At 53.9% G+C, this 20,993-nt stretch carries 14 protein-coding genes; 5 read left to right on the forward strand and 9 right to left on the reverse strand.

The window, feature by feature from the left end; genetic code table 11:
* The first annotated feature begins 12 nt into the window (after positions 1 to 12).
* Positions 13 to 2,037, forward strand: a complete 2,025-nt coding sequence (locus GT409_RS09600; protein WP_160628878.1) for a thioredoxin domain-containing protein — start codon at positions 13 to 15, stop codon at positions 2,035 to 2,037.
* Here the strand turns inward: GT409_RS09600 and GT409_RS09605 are convergent.
* The 8 genes from GT409_RS09605 to GT409_RS09640 are packed head-to-tail and all read right to left on the reverse strand — an operon-like array spanning position 2,006 to position 13,446.
* Entirely contained in the window at positions 2,006 to 4,141 is a 2,136-nt protein-coding gene (locus GT409_RS09605; protein WP_160628879.1) for a response regulator, read from the reverse strand. The two genes, GT409_RS09600 and GT409_RS09605, sit on opposite strands and share 32 nt — an antisense overlap.
* Positions 4,138 to 5,241, reverse strand: a complete 1,104-nt coding sequence (gene cheB, locus GT409_RS09610; RefSeq protein ID WP_160628880.1) for a chemotaxis-specific protein-glutamate methyltransferase CheB — start codon at positions 5,239 to 5,241, stop codon at positions 4,138 to 4,140. Before cheB ends, GT409_RS09605 begins: the two co-directional genes overlap by 4 nt.
* Positions 5,242 to 5,257: 16 nt before the next feature.
* Positions 5,258 to 7,534 (reverse strand): hybrid sensor histidine kinase/response regulator, encoded by a 2,277-nt coding sequence (locus tag GT409_RS09615; RefSeq protein WP_160628881.1) that lies wholly within the window; start codon positions 7,532 to 7,534, stop codon positions 5,258 to 5,260.
* 18 nt (positions 7,535 to 7,552) lie between these two features.
* Entirely contained in the window at positions 7,553 to 9,253 is a 1,701-nt protein-coding gene (locus GT409_RS09620; protein WP_160628882.1) for a methyl-accepting chemotaxis protein, read from the reverse strand.
* A gap of 26 nt (positions 9,254 to 9,279) precedes the next feature.
* A complete protein-coding gene (locus GT409_RS09625; RefSeq protein WP_160628883.1) occupies positions 9,280 to 10,890 on the reverse strand; it encodes a methyl-accepting chemotaxis protein in 1,611 nt (536 codons plus the stop codon).
* An 11-nt stretch (positions 10,891 to 10,901) separates the two neighbouring features.
* The gene (locus GT409_RS09630; protein WP_160628884.1) at positions 10,902 to 11,432 is read right to left on the reverse strand and encodes a chemotaxis protein CheW; all 531 of its coding nucleotides are present in this window, start codon (positions 11,430 to 11,432) and stop codon (positions 10,902 to 10,904) included.
* Entirely contained in the window at positions 11,429 to 12,985 is a 1,557-nt protein-coding gene (locus GT409_RS09635; RefSeq protein WP_160628885.1) for a CheR family methyltransferase, read from the reverse strand. Before GT409_RS09635 ends, GT409_RS09630 begins: the two co-directional genes overlap by 4 nt.
* Positions 12,982 to 13,446, reverse strand: a complete 465-nt coding sequence (locus tag GT409_RS09640) for a chemotaxis protein CheW (RefSeq protein ID WP_160628886.1) — start codon at positions 13,444 to 13,446, stop codon at positions 12,982 to 12,984. The genes GT409_RS09635 and GT409_RS09640 overlap by 4 nt, the downstream gene beginning before the upstream one ends.
* 560 nt (positions 13,447 to 14,006) lie before the next feature.
* Between GT409_RS09640 and GT409_RS09645 the strand changes: the two genes are divergently transcribed.
* From GT409_RS09645 to GT409_RS09655, 3 genes are all read left to right on the forward strand, one after another.
* Positions 14,007 to 15,776 carry an alpha/beta hydrolase gene (locus GT409_RS09645; RefSeq protein WP_233231517.1) on the forward strand — a complete coding sequence of 590 codons (1,770 nt, stop codon included), beginning with the start codon at positions 14,007 to 14,009 and terminating at the stop codon, positions 15,774 to 15,776.
* A 22-nt stretch (positions 15,777 to 15,798) separates the two neighbouring features.
* Entirely contained in the window at positions 15,799 to 17,025 is a 1,227-nt protein-coding gene (locus GT409_RS09650) for a serine hydrolase domain-containing protein (RefSeq protein WP_160628887.1), read from the forward strand.
* Positions 17,026 to 17,192: 167 nt separating this feature from the next.
* Entirely contained in the window at positions 17,193 to 18,638 is a 1,446-nt protein-coding gene (locus GT409_RS09655; RefSeq protein ID WP_233231518.1) for an Lcl domain-containing protein, read from the forward strand.
* 41 nt (positions 18,639 to 18,679) lie between these two features.
* Here GT409_RS09655 and GT409_RS09660 read toward each other — a convergent pair whose 3' ends face one another.
* Positions 18,680 to 19,237, reverse strand: coding sequence for a nitroreductase family protein (locus tag GT409_RS09660; protein ID WP_160628888.1), 558 nt, complete (start codon positions 19,235 to 19,237; stop codon positions 18,680 to 18,682).
* 480 nt (positions 19,238 to 19,717) lie between these two features.
* On the opposite strand from GT409_RS09660, the gene GT409_RS09665 reads away from it, so the two are divergent.
* Positions 19,718 to 20,986 carry a hypothetical protein gene (locus GT409_RS09665; RefSeq protein ID WP_160628889.1) on the forward strand — a complete coding sequence of 423 codons (1,269 nt, stop codon included), beginning with the start codon at positions 19,718 to 19,720 and terminating at the stop codon, positions 20,984 to 20,986.
* Positions 20,987 to 20,993 lie beyond the last annotated feature (7 nt).

Consider the following 20,993-nt stretch of genomic DNA (forward strand, 5'->3'; position numbering starts at 1 on the left):
AAGGAGCATGCAATGCCGAAACAGACAAATCAGCTGATTCACGAAAAAAGTCCGTATCTGCTTCAGCACGCGCACAATCCGGTCGACTGGTTCCCGTGGGGTGACGAGGCGTTTCGGAAAGCCCGCGAAGAGGATAAACCTGTTTTTTTGTCGATCGGTTATGCGACGTGCCACTGGTGCCACGTGATGGCGCACGAGTCGTTTGAAAACCCGGAAGCCGCAGCCGCGCTGAACGAGGCGTTTGTTTGTGTGAAGGTTGATCGCGAAGAGCGGCCCGATATTGATGAAATCTATATGACCGTCTGCCAGATGCTTACTCGCAGCGGCGGCTGGCCGCTGACGGTTGTGATGACTCCCGAGAAACAGCCGTTCTTTGCAGGCACCTATATCCCGCTCGAAAGCCGCTTCGGGCGAACCGGCCTGCTGGAGCTGGTGCCGCGTCTTTCCGATGCCTGGAAAAATCAGCGTGAAACGGTTGTAAAGTCCGCTGCTGAGCTGACTGCGGCGCTCGCGGCGCCGGAGGAGGGAGCAACCGTTTTAGACGAAGACCTGCTGGAACGCACGTTTGAGGATTCGGAAGAGACATTTGATGGACAGCACGGTGGGTTCGGCTCCGCGCCGAAGTTTCCGTCGCCGCATCGGCTCGTTTTCCTGATTCGTCAGAATCCGGAGGCGGCGCGTCCGATGGTTGATAAAACACTGACAGCAATGCATCGGGGCGGTGTGTGGGATCAGATCGGTTTTGGGATGCATCGCTATTCCACCGATCGCGAATGGCTGGTGCCGCATTTTGAAAAAATGCTCTACGATCAGGCGCTGACCGCTCTGGCCTGCATTGAAGCGTTCGAGGCATACGGCGATGAACCGTATCGTCGCATGGCTGAGGAGATTTTTGAATATGTCCTGCGCGATATGACGGCGCCCGAGGGCGGTTTTTATTCGGCAGAGGATGCTGACAGCGAAGGAATCGAAGGCAAATTTTATGTGTGGTCGCTCGACGAGTTGCGCGAACTGCTCGATTCCGATGAACTGGCGATGGTTGTAAAAATATTTCATGTTCAGGCAGACGGAAATTTTCGCGACGAATCCTCCCGGCGGAAAACCGGTGATAATATTCTGCATCGCAGCGGTCCGGAGAATGTCTCGGAAGAGATCCGCTCGAAACTGTTTGCTGCGCGAGAAAAACGAATTCATCCGCTCAAGGATACCAAGGTGCTCGCGGACTGGAACGGCCTGATGATTGCGGCTCTGGCGAAAGCCGGGCGTGTGTTTGATGACCCTCAATATGCTGAGGCCGCGCAGCGCGCCGCGGATTTTGTCTGGAGCGAACTGCAGGATAACGGCCGTCTGACACACCGCTGGCGGGAAGGGCAGGCCGCCGTTCCCGGGCAGTTGACCGATTATGCGTTTATGATTTTCGGGTTGCTGGAGCTGTACGAAACCTCGTTTGATTTCCAAACTCTGGAAAAAGCGCTGACGCTGAATGACGCGGTGCTGGCTCAGTTCCGGGATCCGCGGAGCGGCGGATTTTATCTGACGGCCGATGACGCGGAGCCGTTGATTGTACGTCCGAAAAGCATACTCGACGGCGCGCTGCCTTCCGGAAATTCGATCCAGGTGATGAATCTGCTGAAGCTGGCCCGGATGACCGGGCGCATCGAGTTTGAGAAAACAGCGGCCCGTACAGCCCGGGCGTTTGCTTCGACTATCAACCGGATTCCTTCCGCTTTCACTCAGGCATTGCAGGCGATTCAGTTTGTGAAGTCCGGCGGGATTGATGTTGTGATTGTCGGCGATCGCGGGCTGCCGGCAACGCAGGCGCTGATTCAGGCGGTACGGTCGGCCCGTCAGCCGAACTGTACGGTCTTACTGAAAACACCGGGACTTGAAACAATTGCGCCGTTCACTGCGGACATGCGGCCGGTTAACGGCGCGCCCGCTGTATACATCTGCCGCAGCTTTGCCTGCGAACGACCTTTCACGGATCCGGAAGCTGTGAGAGATGCTATGAGTGAGATGCATCAACAAACTGTCTGATGGCTTCCTCCAGACAGTTTCGTTGAAGCGGCTTTGTGGCATAACTGTTCATCCCGGCATCTATGCAGAGGTCTTTGTCACCTTTCATTGCATTTGCAGTGAGAGCAATGATCGGTATTTTCGGGTTTTTAACGGTGGATGAATTCCGGATGGCTCTGGTGGCTGCAAACCCGTCCATGATCGGCATTTTCACATCCATCAGTACCAGATCGAAATCATTCTTTTCGAGGGCTTCCACGGCTTCCTGACCATTGGCTGTAATGGTTGGCTTGTGGCCCAGTGAAGTCAGCATCCGGGTGACAACCATTTGGTTGACCAGATTGTCTTCGGCGACCAGTACATTCAGGACGCGGGTTTCGGGAATCACGGAAGGCTTGCGGTCTTCGAGCACATCTTCTTTCGCGATCCCGGCTTTGATGCTTCCAAGTTTTGCCAGCAGATTGGTGTCGTACAGAGGCTTGGTTAAGCGGTGTTTGAGTTCCAGTTCTTTACAGAGGGCGCTGTGCTCGCGCAGCGTGGCTGCAGGCAGGGCGGGAATAATTGTTCCGGGAAGGTTCCGGTCGATGATTTCCCTGATCTGGGAAAACATATCGGCACCGGGGACTTTTGTGTCCAGAATCAGAATATCGAAGGGTTTTCCGGTTTCTGCTTCCCGCTGCAGTTGATCAATCAGCCCGGACGGATCCTGCAGGGGGGTTACATCGGCATCGGCTTCTTCAAGCATCTGCTGCAGGAAACTCAATGCGGTCGGGTTGTCGTCAACAGCGAGGACCTTCAGTGATTCGAGGTGTCCATTGCGCTTTGATTCTGTATCCAAGGTTCCGACGAGAATCGTGAAATGGAACGTGCTTCCCTGGCCGGGAGTGCTTTCGAGCCATATTTTCCCTCCCATCATCTCGACCAGTTTTGCGCTGATAGCCAGTCCGAGTCCTGTGCCTTGTTTGATGTGCTCGTTATCTCCTTCAATCTGGGAAAACGCATCGAAAATGGTATCGCATTGATCCTGAGGGATCCCGCAGCCGGTGTCCTGTACCGAGCAATGGAGCTCGGTGAGTTCGTTTTCGGTCTCATGGCTGTGGATGCGTACAATGATTTCGCCGGCATCGGTAAACTTGATGGCGTTTCCAATGAGATTGGTCAGGATCTGTCCCAGACGATGCGGGTCGCCCACGATGATATCCGGGACATCCGGCTCGACGCGGCCTGCGAGCTCAACATCTTTCTGGTCGGCCTGAACGGCGAGTGTTTTGAGGTTGAGTCCCACGTAATCACGCAGGTTGAAGGGTTTTTTGGTAATATCGAGTTTCCCGGCTTCGATCTTGGAAAAGTCGAGGATGTCATTAATCAGTGAGAGCAGAGATCCTGCCGACTGCTGGATCAGGTCGAGGTATTCATGCTGAATCGGGGAGAGTCCGGTGTCGCGGAGGAGATCGCTCATTCCGATGATTCCGTTCATGGGGGTGCGGATGTCGTGACTCATGTTGGCGAGGAATTCGCTTTTGGCTTCATTGGCTGCATTGGCCGCTTTCATGGCTTGTTCCAGCTGAGCCTGTGTTTCCTCCAGCTCCCGGTTGACAGCCTTGAGCTCCTGGTTTTTCTGTACGGCATTTTCAAACGAAGAGAACAGCAGGTCGACAATCTGGATGCGGCTGGATGTGACCGAGATTTTTTCGCCGCCGAAATAGATCTGAACGCCGGATTCTTCCGGCATGGTTTTCCGCAGCTCCTGATTGATCAGAATATACTGGATGCGGGAGAGCAGGAATTCTTGCTGATAGGGTTTGGTGATGAAGTTATCGGCGCCGCACTGTAGTCCCTGGATGACATCATACGGATCCGAAAGAGACGTGAGCAGGATCACCGGAATCGTGGATGTGTCCGGATTTCCTTTGATTTTTCGGCAGAGGTCGTATCCGTCCATTCCCGGCATGATGATATCGCTGATGACGAGTGTCGGCCGGAAGTCCGGCAGAACGTTCAGGGCCTCTTCGCCGTTGCGCGCCAGCTGGGTAACGAAGCTTTCCTGTTGAAGGATGTTCTCAAGCATGAGCGCCTGAGTGGGGCTGTCTTCGACGATAAGTACTTTCTGGAGTTCGTTTTTCATGCGGGGTCCTTCATTGGTCGTGATTCAGAAATTGCAAGAGACAGAAATTCGGATATTTCCTCGGGGGGCAGGGCATGACGTGCTGCGTTGAGTTTAAAGGCTTCGCCCGGCATTCCGAAAACGACACAGCTTTCCTGATTCTGGATGACTGTTGCCGCGCCGGTGTCTTTCAGTATTTTGAGTTCTGCTGCTCCGTCTGAGCCCATTCCGGTCAGCAGGATTCCAATCGTCCTGTTTCCAACGTGCCGGGCCGCAGTCCGGAACAGATAGGACACTGCCGGCCGCAGGCTGTACTCTTTGGGATCTTTGGAGAGAACGATTCGCCCGTCCGGGTCGAGTCCCATATGCCGGTCATCCGGTGCGAAATAGATTTTTCCCGGTTCCGGAATCATTCCCTGTTCGGCGATCAGGATGTGATGGCCAGTGGCGGTTCCCAGCCAGTCCACCAGTCCGGTCAGAAATCCGTGAGCAATGTGCTGTACAACGAGAATCGGAAGAGGATACGGGGCGGGCAGCCGTTCGAAAATCTGGCGCAGAACGACCGGTCCTCCAGTCGACGCTCCAATCACCACCAGCTTGCCGTTGCGTTTGCTGACCGGGCAGTCCGGGCGACATGCCGGCGGGCAGCTGACACCGCTTTTTTTAAGAACCGTTGCCGGAACTTTTTCCGGATCCGGTTTGCTGCGTCGTCGAGTGACGACTTTCACCTCAGACATCATTCTGATTTGTTTGAAGAGGTGTGACAGAGAGGTTTCGTATTCCGGATGCCCCGGGCCCGCCGGTTTGTTTACAACTGCAATTGCGCCGGCGGCGAGAGCTTCGAAGACCTTTTGTTTGTTATCCTGATCCCAGTATTGACTCACAATCACCACCGGGCAGGCCTGTGTACACATGATTTCCCGGGTTGCTTCCAGTCCGTCCATGATCGGCATTTTTACATCCATGGTAATGACGTCCGGTTTGAGTTTTGCGGCCTTCCGAACGGCATCCATTCCGTTCGAGGCGATGCCGACGACCGTCATGCCTTCCTGTCGGTCCAGCTCATACGTCATGAGTTTCCGGACGGTTTCGGAATCATCAACAACCAGTATACGAATCATAAATGGGTCATCCTGTTTAGATCAGCCGGTTCAATACCGAAACCAGGTTGCTCTGATCAAAGCTGCTTTTTACAATATAGGCGCTGGCTCCGGCTTCAATGCCGCGCTCTTTGTCTTCCTGGGATGCGAGCGATGTAACCAGAACAACAGGAAGCTCTGCGAGTTTGCGGTCGGCGCGCACGCGTTCGGTTAAAACAAATCCGTTCATTCGCGGCATATCGACATCCGAGACCAGAGCGTCGAACTCTCCGGTTTTAAGAGCCGCGAATGCGGCGGCTCCGTCCACGGCGGTTGCCACGTGGTATCCGGACGATTCGAGAACGTTTTTGAGCAGCATGCGGGAGGTGATGGAGTCTTCGGCGACCATCACAGATTTTTTTCGGCTGCTCGCCGGAAGCGGAGCGGCGGCGGCAGCTACTGCAGGGCGCGAGCCCCCGACAATCGAAGACTTGATCAGGTCGTGAACATTCAGGATGGGCGCGAGTTCGCCGGTGCCCAGCACCGCGATGCCGGAAACATTCCGAACACGCATCAGTTGCGGCCCGAGACCTTTAACCAGAACTTCCTGTTCGCGTAAGACTTCATCCACTTCGAGGGCAAACCTCTGGCTGCCCGCGCAAATCACCAGCGCCAGAAGTGTTTCCTTGTCAGCGGAGCGGACAGGGGATGGCTGCTCCAGAAGAACAGACAGCGTTTCCAGCGGAAGGGCCTGATCGGCAACGGTAATCGTTTCCCGGCCCTCGACGGTTTTAATGTCGTTCAGCGGAACCCGAAGCATTCGTTCGACGGATGGCGTTGGGAGAACAAACTGGCTGTCGCCGCTTTGAACAAGTATTCCCCGGAACGTTGCCAGCCCGACCGGAAGGATGATTGAGAACGACGTGCCCCACGGCTTGCGCGGTGTTACGGACACAGACCCGCCAAGGGATTCAACTTTTTCCCGAACGACAGACGTTCCGATTCCGCGGCCGGAAATGGATGTGACCTGTTCGGATGTTGACAGTCCGGAAAAAAAGATCGAGGAGGCCAGCTGCTCTTCGGTCATTTTTTCGGCATCTTCCGGCGAGACAATTTGTTGTGAGATCAGGGTTTTCCGGAGTTTATTCAGGTCCAGGCCCCGGCCGTCATCCTCGACGGTGATATGAACCTTTCCAGAGTCAATTTGAGCGATGGAAATGGAAACGGTCCCTTTTTCAGGTTTGTTTTTTGCGGCCCGTTCTTCCGGGGATTCGATTCCATGATCGATGCTGTTGCGGATTAAATGCAGGAACGGGTCTTTCATCCCTTCAAGAATCCGCCGGTCAGCTTCTACATTTCCGCCTGTAATTTCCAGTTCGACCGGTTTGTTCTGCTCATTGCTCAGGTCGCGGACGACCTTATGCATCATCGAAAGGCTGCTGGAAAACGGCATCATCATCAGTTCGCGCATATTGCCGTGCAGGCTGTCGACAAACCGGGCGACTGAGGAGGCATCGTTGCGGGCGTTCTGGAGGATCGTTCCTGTCTGCAGCTCCAGAGGATCTATTTCATCTTTGATGGATTCAAGGGTATGCTGAAGCTGTTCTATTTTAGGCCGCAGTGATTTTTCAGAAAGACCGCTGTTTTTTTCTGCGGCCTGAGTCAGCTGGCGGAGAACCGGCATAATGTTCGACCAGGTCTTCTTCCATTCTGAAATTTTCCGGGAGAGTTTCTGTAATTCGCCGGCCCGGTGTTCAGTGCTGAGTTTTAAACTCAGCAGTTCTTCCGATTCACGCATGATCTGTTCCAGTCGGTCCTGTGAGACCCGGAGGGTGTTTGGTGTGACGGAAACTGGCGTGGGTTCCTTTCGGTTTTTTTCTTCAGGAGCTGGAGCCGGCGGTTTCGCAACAGGTTTTTTTTCAGTCGGGCTGGAACCGTTTTTTTCATCCTGCAGTCGCTTCAGTGCAGACACAACGGCGTCGATTTCCTGTTTGGAAAGTGTTTCTGGATTTTTAAGATCGGCTTCAATCAGGTCCAGCACCTGATAAAGCAGATCGATTGCAGTTTCTGTCGGTGCAGTCTGTTCTTTCTGCAATTTGGCAAACAATCCTTCGGCGGCCTGGCAAAGCGTTTCAATGCCTGGTTTGTTTACGGCGCGGGCCGCGCCTTTCAGGCTGTGAGTTTCCCGAAAGATTACTTCCACCCAGTGTGCCCGCTGCTCTTCATCGGCAGACTTCAGGCTTCTCAGGCCGGTGGCAATTTCTTCGAGATGCTCCTGTGCTTCAACGGCAAACGCCGCCCGGAGTTTTTTCAGAAATGCTTTGTCCATCTCCATGCTGTGATCCTTATGAAATTAGATCCGGTAGTTTTCGACGATGCCCTTAAGTTTTTCACCGAGCAGTTTCAGGCTGTGAACGGCCCCTTCGAGCTGTTTGGCGCTGCTGGCATTCTGCTGGCTGGCCTCGCTGACGCTTTCCATCGCTGCGGTGATCTGATCCATGCCGACGCGCTGCTGCTGGCTGGCTGCCGCAATCTGGGTGGCTGCGTCAGCGGACTGGTCCAGGCTGTTGCTCAGCGCAACAATGGCCTGTCCTGCCTGGGCGGCGGAGGCGGTTCCTTTTTCAACCACTTTATTTCCCTGTTCCGTTGCCATAACAGCCGTGCTGGTTGCTTTCTGGATTTCATTAAGGATTCCGCGCACTTCGGTCGTCGCCTGTTTGGACTGTTCGGCAAGGCTTTTCACTTCCTGGGCAACCACGGAGAATCCTTTTCCATGCTCGCCCGCTTTGGCAGCCTCAATCGAGGCATTTACGGCCAGTACATTGGACTGTTCCGCCAGGGAATCGACGGTGGCGATAATCTGACCGATGGCCTGGCTCTGTTCACTAAGGCGGATGATGGTTTCGGCAATCGCACTCATCTGTTCCTGAATTTTGTTCATGCCCTGAATGGTTTCCCCGGTCGACTTCTGACCCTGTTGAGACGTTTCCCGGATACGATGGGATTCGTTAGCCATTTGTTCCGCTTTGGTGCTGGCCAGTTCGGCGGTCTGGCGTACTTCCTCCACGGTGGTGGTGGTTTCGCTGATTGAGGTGGCGTTTTCTGCAGCAGAGGATGCGAGCTGGGCGCTGGACGCGGACAGTTCTGAGACGGAGGAGGCAATGACGGCAGCTCCGTCGATGATCTCCTGAACCTGTTCCCGCAGACTTATAATCATTTGCAGGAGAGACCCTCCCAGTGAGTCTTTGTCTGAACGAGGTGTTATCGTGCCGGTTAAATCCCCGTGTGAAATTTTTTCGGCAACAGAGGAGATGCCTCGCAAGCCGTCTGCCATGGAGATGAAGGCTTTTGCGAGAAGACCGGTTTCGTCGTTCGAATCTTCTATCGTTAACTGCTCGGAGAGGTTGCCGGTTTCTATATGTCTGGAATATTCAACCAGCGTTTTCAGCGGAGTGGTGATGCCGACGGAAATCCGCTGGCCAAGCCAGAATGCAACAGCGAACGCCAGGAGTGTGACGGCAAGCAGGATAAAGATACTGTAAGTCTGTGCGGCATCAGCCTTCTGCATGGCTTGTGTCATTTCCATTTCAGCATGGTCGACAATTTCTTGCAGGGTACCGAACTCCTGCTCGAGATGATCCATCTGAGTCTGGTCGTAATTTCCTTCTGTTTTTTCGAGCTGTGACGCGAACATCTGCAGTCTTTTATGGGAGGCGGCCAGCTGTTCCACTTTATCCTTTGCATCCGTTCCGACGGTCAGATTGCGAAGGTTGGCCAAATGCTCGGTAATGCTGCTTCCCCACTGTTTTGTGCGATCCTCGGCTTCATGGTTACCAAGCAGCAGGGAATAAAATGCCAGCTGTTCCGCGTAAATGTCGGTTTGGAGTTTGCTGGAGATTTGTGCCACCGGGTATTTTTTCTGCAGGATTTCATCCGCTTTGTGACCGATTATCTGGACCATCAGGATTCCGATGACTCCATTCAGTGCAACCAGCAGTGACACACAGAAAAATGCTGTTTTCAGGCGGGCTCCGATTGTTTGGTTTTTGAACATAGTTTTTCCTTTGTGGTTTTAGATCCTTAAAGCCTGTAGCCTGTGATGATTTCCTGCAGTTTGTCGCCGAGAGTTTTCAGATTCTGGACAGCCCCTTCGAGCTGCCTCGCACTCGTGGCATTCTGCTGACTGGTTTCGCGGACACTTTCCATGGCCGCGGTAATCTGATCCATACCGACGCGCTGCTGCTGACTGGCTGCAGCAATCTGGGTTGCGGCATCGGCTGAATGTTCCAGTCCTTCGGTCAGGGTAATGATGGCCTGTCCAGTCTGGGCGGCCGTTGATGTTCCTTTTTCCACCACTTTGCTGCCTTGTTCGGTGGCCATGACAGCGGAACTTGTGGCTTTCTGGATTTCGTTAAGAATGCCCCGCACTTCATTGGTCGCCTGTTTGGACTGCTCGGCCAGATTTTTGACTTCCTGGGCAACCACGGAGAATCCTTTGCCGTGTTCGCCGGCTTTGGCGGCCTCAATGGAGGCGTTTACAGCCAGGACATTTGATTGCTCGGAAAGAGAGTCTACAGTGGCGATAATCTGCCCAATGGCCTGGCTCTGTTCGCTCAGGCGAATAATGGTTTCTGCGATGGTGCTCATTTGGGAGTCAATTTTGTTCATGCCCTCGATGGTTTCGTCGGTTGACTTTCGTCCCTGACGGGATGCTTCACGAATCTGCACAGATTCATTCGCCATCTGTTCCGCTTTTGTATTGGAGAGTTCGGTGGTTTGCCGGACTTCTTCGACCGTCGTGGTCGTCTCGTTGATGGATGTGGCGTTTTCAGCGGCAGAAGATGCGAGCTGAGCGCTGGACGCAGACAGCTCTGCAACGGAAGAGGCAATCACGGTGGAGCCGTCGGTCACTTCCTGAAGGTTTTTCCGAAGATTGGAAATCATAATACGGAATGCAGTCACCAGAGCTCCGATTTCATCTTCCGGAACCTCCATGTGAAATTCCCGGCGGAGATCTCCCCGGGCGACATTGTTGGAAAAATCAACCAGCGCTTCCAGCGGACGGATAATTCCTGAAGAAATGCTGCGGCCAAGCTGGAATGAGATCAGAAACGCCAGAATCGTTACAGCAATCAGAGCGACCCGGCTTTGTTTCTGGAAAGCATCCGCCTGGTTCATGGCCTGGTCCATTTCATCCGTCGCCATCTGGATCAGGTTGTTGATTTCTGTCAGCATACTGTCGATCTGGTGCTCCATCTCCTGCATGACCAGATCTGTCTGATCCTGTGCGGTGTTGGCGGAGGAGAGCTCGACCATTTTTCCGGTCAGCTGCTCAATACGTTCATGCATTGTATCAATGCGCGTGACTGCCTGCTGCTCAGAGGAATCAGTTACCTGTGTTTTCAGGCTGTTAAGATGCTGTGCCGATTGTTTGTTCCATTGCTCCATTAAGAGAAGAGCATCCTTTTCTTTCAGCAGGTACGAATGCAGTGCCAGCAGTTCTGAATTGGCCGATATTGACAGGCTGTATGCTGCCTGAACAATGGGATATTTTTTTTCAAAGATAATGTCTGTACCATCAGAGATCATCTCGATGGCGACCAGCCCGACGGCTCCGCTGACTGCCACAAACAATGCCACCCAGAAGAATGCATTTCTCAGTCGTTTTGATACGCTGTGTTTTCCGTTCATAGGGATCTCTTTCAGGTCTTTGTTTCTTCGTTCACAACCAGACGTTTATCGGTCAGGATTTTTGTGCCGTTGAGCACAATCAACCGGTCCTTGGTGATGCCGCTGATATAGGTGCGATCAATTCCGGACCAGTTTTCGACAGAAGACAGGTCGTTTTTGTTAATAAAGGTGCTGCCCAGCACATCATCGGCAAGGATGCCGAATACCATTTCATTTTCTTCCAGAATGATGAGTTTATTCAGATTGGTGATGCCGGTGGAAGGCAGGGAAAAAAACTGTTTCAGGTCGATCACCGAGCAGATTTCCCCATGTACATTGGTCACGCCCAGTACAAAAGAGGGCGTGTGCGGAATGGGAAGAATGGAAGTCAGCGGCCAGATTTCACGAATATAACGCATTTCAACGGCGTAACATTCAGACGCCAGTGTGAACGGCATAATCTCGGTTCGGTCCTGGTCGTTTTGTTGCTGAACCGGTTTTTTTGCCAGGAGTGACGCCCGTTTAAGGAGTTCATTGTGGATAAACTGTTGTGAATCAGTCATGCTGGTTCCTCCAGTGCGCAGCCAATCAGTTCCTTCAGGTGTTGAGCTGTCATGCCTTCTCCTTCCGGAACCGGGTCGTCGGATGACAGCTCTTCAAGCAGGTGAAGGGCTTGGGTGAAATGTTTTTTTGCCAAGGATATATTGTCCTGCTGAATGGCCAGGTGTCCGGAGGAAAAAAACGCCATGATATGCATTTCGTCGAGATACATGACTCGCTGCAGAGAGCGCTGCGCTTCGGGCAGGGCATTTTGTTCCAGCTGAATCATTGCCAGAAGATAATGGTGTTTGGCATTCAGCTTATCCGTTTCAACGGCATTGAGTGCATTTGGCAGGGCGTCATCCAGATTTCCGGAGTTCGCCTGAGCCCGGGCCAGCAGGAATGCCTCGCCCCCTTGCGCGGGTTGTCCCTTTAAATGCTCGGTAATCAGTTCGATTGTTTCGACGTGCCGTCCTTCGGAGTACAGCTTTTCCGCGCGTTGTAAAACAGAGGCTTGTTCCGGGTCTTCCCGGGATTGTTCTGGCTGAGGGGTGCCGGTGGACGCCATGGGGACACGCGGCGGTGTTTTCAGCTCAAAGGTGGGCAGCGAGATTGACAGCCGTTCCCTCTTTTCCACGGTCTGGAATGTGTTCGTGCGGATTGACTGGGGAGGCAGGAACGGTTTGGATTCCCATCTGTTTCTGCCAGGCGGACGAGTCGTGTTTTTCTGATACAGAATCGAGTTGTGAATATGCTGCCGGTGCAGAACCGGATCGGTCACATAAACGGTTTCGGTCGGGCTGAGCACCAGCCAGCCGTTTTCAGTCAGGGATTCCTGCATGCGTGAGATCACCTTGCAGGCCTGTTCCTTCGAAAAATAAATCAGGACATTTCGGCAGAAAATCACATCCATTGCCTGGGTTTGGGTGGCAAGAGAAGGGTAGATATCGTCAGCCAGATTTAAAAAATCAAATGTAACCCGGTTTTGAATATCCGGTCGGACCGTATGGGCCTCGCCGTCAATTTGAAAATAGCGTTGTTTCACCCAGTCCGGCGTGCCGCGAAATGACCAGGGGCGATAAACCGCTGTTCGGGCACGATCCAGAAAGACCGGGTTGATATCTGTTGCCAGAATGCGGATCGACCACTCATCAATATCCGGCAGCATTGCGTCGAGAAGCATGGCAATCGAATAGGGCTCTTCGCCGGTGCTGCAGGCCGCACTCCAGATTTTAAGCTGCTTCCGGCCGTGTTTCCGTTTTCGGTCGATGACCTCATTAAACAGATGGCGGGCCATCGGCTCAAAAGAGTTCTTTTCCCGGAAAAAATAGGTTTCCCCGATGGTCAGGAAACCGGCCAGTTTGTGGAGTTTTCTGGCCGGCAGTTCCGGATGCATCAGCTGGTGCAGACAGGAGGCCGGGTCGGTATGCCCGAATGCTTCGACCGCTTTCAGAAAGTTGCGTTGGAGATCATTCCAGTGATCCTCGGGAAAGTGCAGCCCGAGCCGTTCTCGAACAAAAACGCTGAGTGGAGCGAGCCATGTATGGGGGGCAGTCAATTGATCAGCTGTGTTCACAGTGAAACTGCTCCTATGGCCTGATCTAACTGCCTGTCTTCTTCTTCCGACAGAAATTGTTCGAGATTGTGGATGTAGACCAGATCCTCATTAATGGTCGTAACGCCGGAGATATGGGGCAGGTTCTCAATGACTGCGCTGACGTTTTCCTGGGGAATCATGCTGCTGGTTTCAATTCCGGAAACCTGGCTGACCCACAGGGCCAGTTCTCTTTTTTCCGTTCTTGCGAGGATGAAATGATCTTCAAGGCGGAGCTGCTGTCCGGGGAGGCCGAGACGCCGCCGGGTGTCTATGACCGGCATGATTCGTCCGTGAACATTAATCATTCCGGAAATAATGTCCGGAGCATTGGGAAGAGGGGTTATTGCAACGGCCAACTCGGTTCGAACCACATTTCCGAGCGGAAGAGCGCAGCGTGTTTCGTCAACTTCGAAAACCAGCAGTTCTGTCTTATCGCTCATTTTTCTTCTTATGCAAGTTGTTATTAAAAATAAAGTTATCAGGTTTTATAAGTGTAACAGTAAGTCTCTGTTTGGTCGTTTTCACACTTCATCCCAAAACGTCCATTTATAAACCGCTAAGAAGGAAAAGAAAACAACATATCCATTAAATTCTCATTTTTGAGACGGAAGGTGTGTGGATTTTGAAAAGAGAACGTCATGCGGTGGTTTTAACTTTTGGCTGCACATCGCTGCCGGACGGACGCGAACATATCCCGGAGGGGTTTCATCCCGATCCGTCGCATCAGATAGAGGATATTGTAATATTGGAAATAATATATTAACCGCAGATTACACGGATGAACGCGGACCGGCGTGGGCAGGTTTTCAGCAACGGTTTCCAGTGATCGCAATAAGGATACGTTTCTTCATAGAGGCTTAGAAGGGATTGTTTTCAGTTTAGGGATGTCGGGAACAGAATAATTTGATATAGCACAACGCTTCGTGAAGCCGGCAAAGATCGGCGGCAAGGCGGGTCGCCGTAATGCGGTGGCGTTTGCGCAAAAAATCAAGGAAGCGATATGATGAAAAAAAGGTTCATTCTTTGTTCATGGTTGGTGGTTTTTGTTCTGGTGTCTTCCGGGGAGCGGGTTTCTCTGTGGCCTGAAGGAAAAATTCCCGATTTTCAGGCTAAGCAGATTGCGGCAACAACTAAAGAGGTGAAAGAGCCGGGGTTTGTGGCTGCGGAGCATACGATGCCTTATTTGGAATGGTTTGAGCCGCCGGCTGAAAAAAACGGCGGATGCATGGTGCTTATTTCCGGAGGTGCTTATCAGGGCTGCTGCGACTGGGCACGGGTTGACCAGGCCGCCGAAAAGTTCACCGAACTCGGGTTCGTCTGTGTGAGCCTCGTCTACCGCACGCCGCGTCCGGAAGGATTGCCGATTTATCAGAGCGGATGGGAGGACGGGCAGCGTGCGATCCGGCTTGTCCGCAGCGAGGCACAGAAGCGCGGCTTCGATCCGGAAAAAATCGGCGCACTCGGATTTTCCGCAGGCTCGCACCTGACGGTTCTGTTGGCAGCAAGCTCGCTGACTTCGGCCTACGAACCGGTCGACGAACTCGATCAGCTTCCGTGTCACGTCAACTGGGCTGTGCCGGTCTTTACGGCCTATGCGCTTACGGACGGTTTGACTGGTCCCAACACGCGTGAAGGAGACGGGATTGATGTCAAACTCTCTGATGCTTTCAAGTTTGATAAGAAGACGTGTCCGATGGTGCTCTTGCATGGTGGAGTGGATATATATTCACCGAACGGCGCCACGCAGATCTACCGTCAGCTCCGTCGAATGAAAATTCCGGCCGAAATCCATCTCTTCGCAGACAAGCGGCATGGTTTCAGAGGTACACTGGATGAGCGTGAGGACGGCACGGCTGCCGATCATTGGCTCACCCGTGTTGCCGAGTTTTTCCGCCAGATGAATTACGATGGGCTTCTCGGCGAAGAAGTTGATCTGATGGCCCGCTACCCGAGCGACGATGCGCGCGGTGCGTACAGCAAAGAGCCGGTCTGGCCGGAAGGAAAGATGCCGGATGTGCAGACAAACCAGAGCCTGCCTTATATCGAGTGGCATATGCCGAAGGAGCTTAAGACAAAGGCAATCCAGATCATCTACTCGGGCGGTGCCTACAAGGGCAACAATCCGGACGGATTTGAAGTCGCGCCGACACGGCGTTACCTGAACGAAAAGGGCATGACGGTCGTGACGATGAAATACCGCACGCCGCGTCCTTTGGGCGATTTGGCGAAGCACACCACCGCGTGGCAGGATCTGCAGCGCGCCATCCGAATCGTTCGCAGTCAGGCTGCGGAAAAGGGGCTCGATCCCGACCGTATCGGAATCATGGGTTCCTCGGCCGGCGGACATCTGACGCTCATGGGTGCGACCAGCTCGAAGCATCGCTCCTATTGGCCGATCGACGATCTGGACAAAATTCCCTGCAACGTGCAGTGGGCAGTTGCCATCTATCCGGCGTATGCGCTCACAGATGGAGTTAACTCTCCGAATGCGAAGGGCGGCAACGAAGACGATTCGCGGCCCGTTCCTGAGTTCTCATTCGATCTTGATACTTGCCCGATGCTGTTTATCCACGGCGATGCAGACGGTTGGGCGGCGATGAACTCCGTAAAATGCTGGGAACAGCTCCGCCGGATGGGAATTCAGTCCGATCTCCATACGCTGGTCACTCGCGGGCACTGCTTCCAGCGGAAGGCCGCACCGGGTACGGGCAGCTATACCTGGATGAATCGCATTTGGGAATTCATGAATCACAAGGGTTTTAACAAGTAAACAGGCAAATAGGGAATAACAGATGAAGAAACTACTGATACTCATCGCCGGCGCGGCGATTTTCTCGGGATGCAGCACGGTCGGCAACGGGCCGGAAAATTCGGGAACGACGTTCGCGAAGGATGCACTCGCCCCCTACGTCGAAAACGGACAGCTTGCGGGAGCGGCCAACGTCTTTTACAAGGACGGCCTGCAGGAAAACGCCTGCATCGGATATGCGGATGTCGCAGCGAGGCGTCCTATCACGATGGACGACGTCTACATGCAGTGTTCACAGACGAAGGGATTCTGCGGCGTGACAATCGCCATGCTCGTTGAGGAAGGCAGAATCTCGCTCGACGACCCTGTTTCGAAGTATCTGCCGGAATTCAAGGAACTCTGGGTTCATGAATCCACCACGAACGGCGTGAAGACACTCGTTAAGGCTCAGAACGAACTCACCGTCCGCATGGCCATGAACCACACCGGCGGATTTCCGTTCGAGATTTGCGCGAAGCAGGGCAATCTCAAGGGCGGCGGTTGGTCCGGCGGCGCTCCTCTCCGTCAGACTGCGGCGATCGCGGCGGCGTGCCCGTTGCTCTTCGAGCCCGGAACGAAGGTTCAGTATTCCAACACCGGCATCGACATTGGCGCGGCCATCGTCGAGGTGGTGACCGGTCAGCGCTGGGAGGACTTCCTCAAAGAGCGCGTCCTCGATCCGCTCGGCATGAAGTCTACCTGGTTCTGGCCGACTGATAAGCAGCTTGAGACCCAGATGGAGATGTACGATTGCGTCGAGAATGCTCCCGCCAAATACCGCTTGCAGAACGATATGCAGCAGCGCCCATACAACGACGATCACGTCTTTCCGTCAGCGGGCGCCGGGCTCTGGACGACTGCGAATGATCAGCTCAGGTTCTACAAGATGCTCATGAATCTCGGCATGGCTGAGAATGGTGTGCGGATTCTCAAGGAAGAGACCGTTAAGGAACTTCTCGCGAAGTCCACACGTCCGAAAGGCTTGGGCGGTTATTCGCTCGGGCTTTCCGCGCCGGAAGAAGACACAGATGACGCCTGGTTCGGACATGGCGGCGCGTGGGGCACGAACTGCATGGTCAACTGGCACCGCAAGGAGTTGAAGCTTTGGGCGGTGCAGCTCTGCGGCAAGCCGCGTCCCTGGGACAAGGCGCGCTCCGAGGCGGAAGACAAGTTCTTCAGGTACGCGATCGACAACTCCGGCGCCGACGCCTACACCGGCCGCGTCAAGTAAGTCCCGACACGGAAATCTTCAAGATTCAGCAAAGGAGCCCGGCTGATTTTGGCCGGACTCTTTCGCGTTTTTTGCGGTTAAAAGATGTCGTCACATTGTGACCTTCATGTTTCCTTAAGGTGAACTATGCCAGTATCTCCTCAGATAAAGAAACAAAGGAGGGTCCTGTGAAGACGAAAGCATGTGTTGGAATGCTGATGATTGCCGCCGGAGCAATGGCGGTCGATTATCCGATTGTCGATACCGGGCAGATCCGTTGCTACGACGACCGCACAGAGATCGAGTTTCCAAAGGTTGGAAACAGCTGGAGTGGCCAGGATGCGCAGTATGCGGGGAACCAGCCTTCCTATAAAGACCACAGCGACGGCACGGTTTCTGATCTGGGAGCCGGCCTGATGTGGACGCAGGATCCCGGAGAAAAGAAAACCTGGACCGAAGCGGTGGCCGGTGCTGAAAAATGTAAGACCGGAGGTTACGACGACTGGCGGCTTCCGACCATAAAAGAGCTGTACTCCCTGGTCAATTTTTCCGGAATCGATCCGGACCCGCGCAGCGCAACGGGAACGGTTCCGTTCATCGATACCGACTTTTTCAAGTTCCAGTACGGCAAAGAAGAGGACGGCGATCGCATTATCGATTCGCAGTGGGCGACCTCCACGATTTATGAAGGCAAGGTGATGCGCGGCGCGCGGGCGATGTTCGGTGTGAATTTTGCCGACGGCCGTATCAAGGGGTATCCGGTCGACGACATGCCCGGGTGCGGCGCGAAAACGTTCTATGTCATTTACGTGCGCGGCAACGAAAAATATGGACAGAACGACTTTGTCGACAACGGTGACGGTACGGTGACCGACCGTGCCACCGGCCTGACTTGGATGCAGGCCGACAGCGGGAAAGGCATGGACTGGGAAGAGGCGCTCGAATATGCCGAAAAAATGAAATTTGCCGGACATGACGACTGGCGGCTGCCGAATGCCAAGGAGTTGCAGAGCATTGTCGACTACAGTCGCTGCCCGGATACCACGGACTCGGCTGCTATTGATCCGGTTTTCCAATGTTCGGAAATTACCAATGAAGCCGGTCAGAAAGATTTCGGTCACTACTGGAGCAGCACGACCCATGTTGGTCGCGATGGCAGCCGCGCGGCCTACATCGCATTTGGCCGTGCACTCGGCTATATGAAAGGCCGTCAAACCGGCCAGAGTTCATGGATGGATGTCCACGGCGCGGGCGCGCAGCGCAGTGATCAGAAAACAGGCGACGAGTCGCAGCTGCCGCAGGACCACGGTCCGCAGGGCGATGTACAGCGCATCAACAACATGGTGCGCCTTGTGCGCGGTGGAACGGCGGAGCCCGTTGCGTCCGGCCCGAAAGTTGAGAAACAGAGTGGTTTACGTCAAGGTCCGCGGGGTGGATCGGGAGGGTTTATGGAACGCGAAGACCGCAACAGTGACGGCAAAGTGACCCATGGTGAATTCCGCGGTCCGCCCGGCCTGAGTGATGCTGAAAGAGCCGAGCACTTTGATCGCCTGGATCGTAACGGTGATGGTGTCATTACCGAAGACGAAGCCCCGACCGGCCTACCGTTCGGCGGTTCGGGAGGACGTCGATGACGTGGTTGTAACGTAGGCTCTGCGAGCTGGGCTGCAGGATATTAAATCCACTTGGTGATTTCGTCGATGGAACGGCGGGGGCGGGTTTGGCGTTCGCCGTCAGGCCGGCCGACTGTGATGAGGCTGACGACTTCGATGGAGCGCGGCCAGCCGACAATGCGGCGCGCGATCTTCGGTTTGATCCAGCCGATCCAGCAGGTGCCGAGCCCGAGTTCTTCTGCCTGAAGAACCAGATGTTCGCCGGCAATGCCCATGTCGAGCAGCGGATAGTCAACGCCTGAAATCTTTGTGGCGATCTGATGAGTCAGCGTCGTGCGTTTCATTCCCAGCGCAATGATGGCGCCCGCGTGTTCGGCCCAGCGCATCGGAATACCGGGGAGAAATGCTTTGCTGATCAGCTGCATCTGTACGGATTTGTCGGTTACAACGGCAAACTGCCACGGCTGGCGGTTGCAGGCCGACGGCGCCATCCGGGCGGCTTCGATCATTTTTTCGAGCGCCTCCTTCGGAGCCGGTTCCGGTCGGTATGAGCGGCAGCTGGTCCGATGTTTCACCAGATCGAGAAACGGCTGATTGCTGAGTGGAGTGTTGTTTGACATGCCGAAAATCGTATCACCTGCCTGCCTGAAAATGGAGGGTAAATGATGGATTGTGGCAGGACATAGATTCCCCCGGCTTTAGCCGGGGGGGGGGCTGTAGGGGAGCGAGGTCCCTTGGCGAACATCCGTAATTTGTACGTATCTCAAGGGCTGCATGACCCTTACGAATGCTTTTTCACCCGCAGACCAGTGATGGTTCTTATAAATTTTTTAGCAAATTCGTATGCTTTATAGGATGGGCACTGCAGTCGACATACTGTGGGGCTAGATATCTGTGTGGCGGATTCACACGTCAGGAGAGGAATTTGAACCAAAAAGAGCTGGTGTTTTCTTTTAATAGTGGTAAAACGATTCATCAATTGTTTTGGTAGCTTTGATTACTAGATATAATCTGTTGATTATTGATTTTTTGATAGGCCATATTTTGGGATTTAATGCCATTTTAGATGAAACGATTATGTTTCTGAGAGGAGAGTAGGAGTGAAGAGGCGAGTGGTTTGTGGGCAGAATGTGGAGCTTCGTCAGGGAAAGCTTTGGGTGGAGGAGGAGCACCGGTTTTTGAAGATCGGTAAGCCGCTGCGGAATTTCGGAGACCCGAGTGATGTGGAGGAGCTGGTTTCGGATTTGGGCAGAATCAAAGAGAAGAAGTTCGACTGCATTGAGCTGAACTGTTACTGGCATCATCTTGACCGTGACGGCGACGGAATGGTGGATGTGGATGTCGAGCCGCTGCGCCGCCTGATTGATGCTATTTGCGATCATGGCATGTTTGTCTCGCTGTCGGTTGAAACCTACGGTGTCGGTGGAGGACAGGTTCCTGACGGGTTCTGGGCCGCTTATCCCGATGCTCTTGCGGTGGGCGTTGACGGAAAGAGTGTGGCGGACACGGAGTACGGCTATATGTCGAAGGTTCCGTCTCTTTTTTCGGAAGATTACCTGCGGGTATCCCGCAGTTATATTTCCCATCTGACGTCCTTGCTGGATATTTCTAAAATTCTTTATTTCGAGACGACGGTGGAACCCCAGTATATGGGAGATGTCTTTGTCGATTATTCCGATAATGCCCGGCGTGCATATGAAACGTGGGTGCAGGAGAATGGTGTTTCGGATGCGCCGGCTTTCCCGGAAGAGTTGCCGGTTTCACAGGCGTTTGTTCAGCATCCGGTCTGGAATCGGTTCCGCGCCGAGTGGCTTGCCCGCTGGGTCAACGGCGATGCGCAGGCATTTCGTGACGCGGCTGGAGCGGATGCCTGGGTGGCTGCAGATTATCTGGATGCGGACGAACCGACGATGCCGGCTCGATGCGGGGATCCGGTGGTTTTTCTGGAGGGACTGGATCAGATTGATATCATCCAGGTCAACTGGCATTGGCATAATTTATCCCGGGAGCCGAATAGAAAGGCGTACGAGCGTGTGCGTCAGGTAATGGACGCCTTCGACCGGGACTGGGCGATTACCGAGCATATGACGATTAACGGAACAGACTACCAGCCGGAAGAGATGGAGGAGCTGCTGCGCAATACGATCCGGAACAGCACTCATTTCGGATGGGAGTTTGTGGACCTGGCGGCGGATATGGATTCGCCGGACACCCCGGAGGGAGAGGTCCTTCCGGGCAATTTTAAGCCGGCCCATTTTGCTGTGTATAACCGCAACTGGGAGCCCAAGCCAAACATGGCCGTGGTGGATGAACGATGGGATGAGTGGATGGACGAAGTGCGGACGGCCGCCGCTGTCGAGTGTTCGTAAATCCGGA

The organism is Tichowtungia aerotolerans, from assembly GCF_009905215.1.
Lineage (GTDB): Bacteria > Verrucomicrobiota > Kiritimatiellia > Kiritimatiellales > Tichowtungiaceae > Tichowtungia > Tichowtungia aerotolerans.

Excerpts from the sequence above, each read along its gene's own strand:
- GT409_RS09650 (WP_160628887.1), top strand. The coding sequence starts at position 15,799 with ATGAAGAAACTACTGATACTCATCGCCGGCGCGGCGATTTTCTCGGGA.
- GT409_RS09660 (WP_160628888.1), bottom strand. The coding sequence starts at position 19,237 with ATGTCAAACAACACTCCACTCAGCAATCAGCCGTTTCTCGATCTGGTG.
- GT409_RS09615 (WP_160628881.1), bottom strand. The coding sequence starts at position 7,534 with ATGGAGATGGACAAAGCATTTCTGAAAAAACTCCGGGCGGCGTTTGCC.
- cheB (WP_160628880.1), bottom strand. The coding sequence starts at position 5,241 with ATGATTCGTATACTGGTTGTTGATGATTCCGAAACCGTCCGGAAACTC.
- GT409_RS09620 (WP_160628882.1), bottom strand. The coding sequence starts at position 9,253 with ATGTTCAAAAACCAAACAATCGGAGCCCGCCTGAAAACAGCATTTTTC.
- GT409_RS09630 (WP_160628884.1), bottom strand. The coding sequence starts at position 11,432 with ATGACTGATTCACAACAGTTTATCCACAATGAACTCCTTAAACGGGCG.
- GT409_RS09640 (WP_160628886.1), bottom strand. The coding sequence starts at position 13,446 with ATGAGCGATAAGACAGAACTGCTGGTTTTCGAAGTTGACGAAACACGC.
- GT409_RS09645 (WP_233231517.1), top strand. The coding sequence starts at position 14,007 with ATGATGAAAAAAAGGTTCATTCTTTGTTCATGGTTGGTGGTTTTTGTT.
- GT409_RS09625 (WP_160628883.1), bottom strand. The coding sequence starts at position 10,890 with ATGAACGGAAAACACAGCGTATCAAAACGACTGAGAAATGCATTCTTC.
- GT409_RS09600 (WP_160628878.1), top strand. The coding sequence starts at position 13 with ATGCCGAAACAGACAAATCAGCTGATTCACGAAAAAAGTCCGTATCTG.
- GT409_RS09605 (WP_160628879.1), bottom strand. The coding sequence starts at position 4,141 with ATGAAAAACGAACTCCAGAAAGTACTTATCGTCGAAGACAGCCCCACT.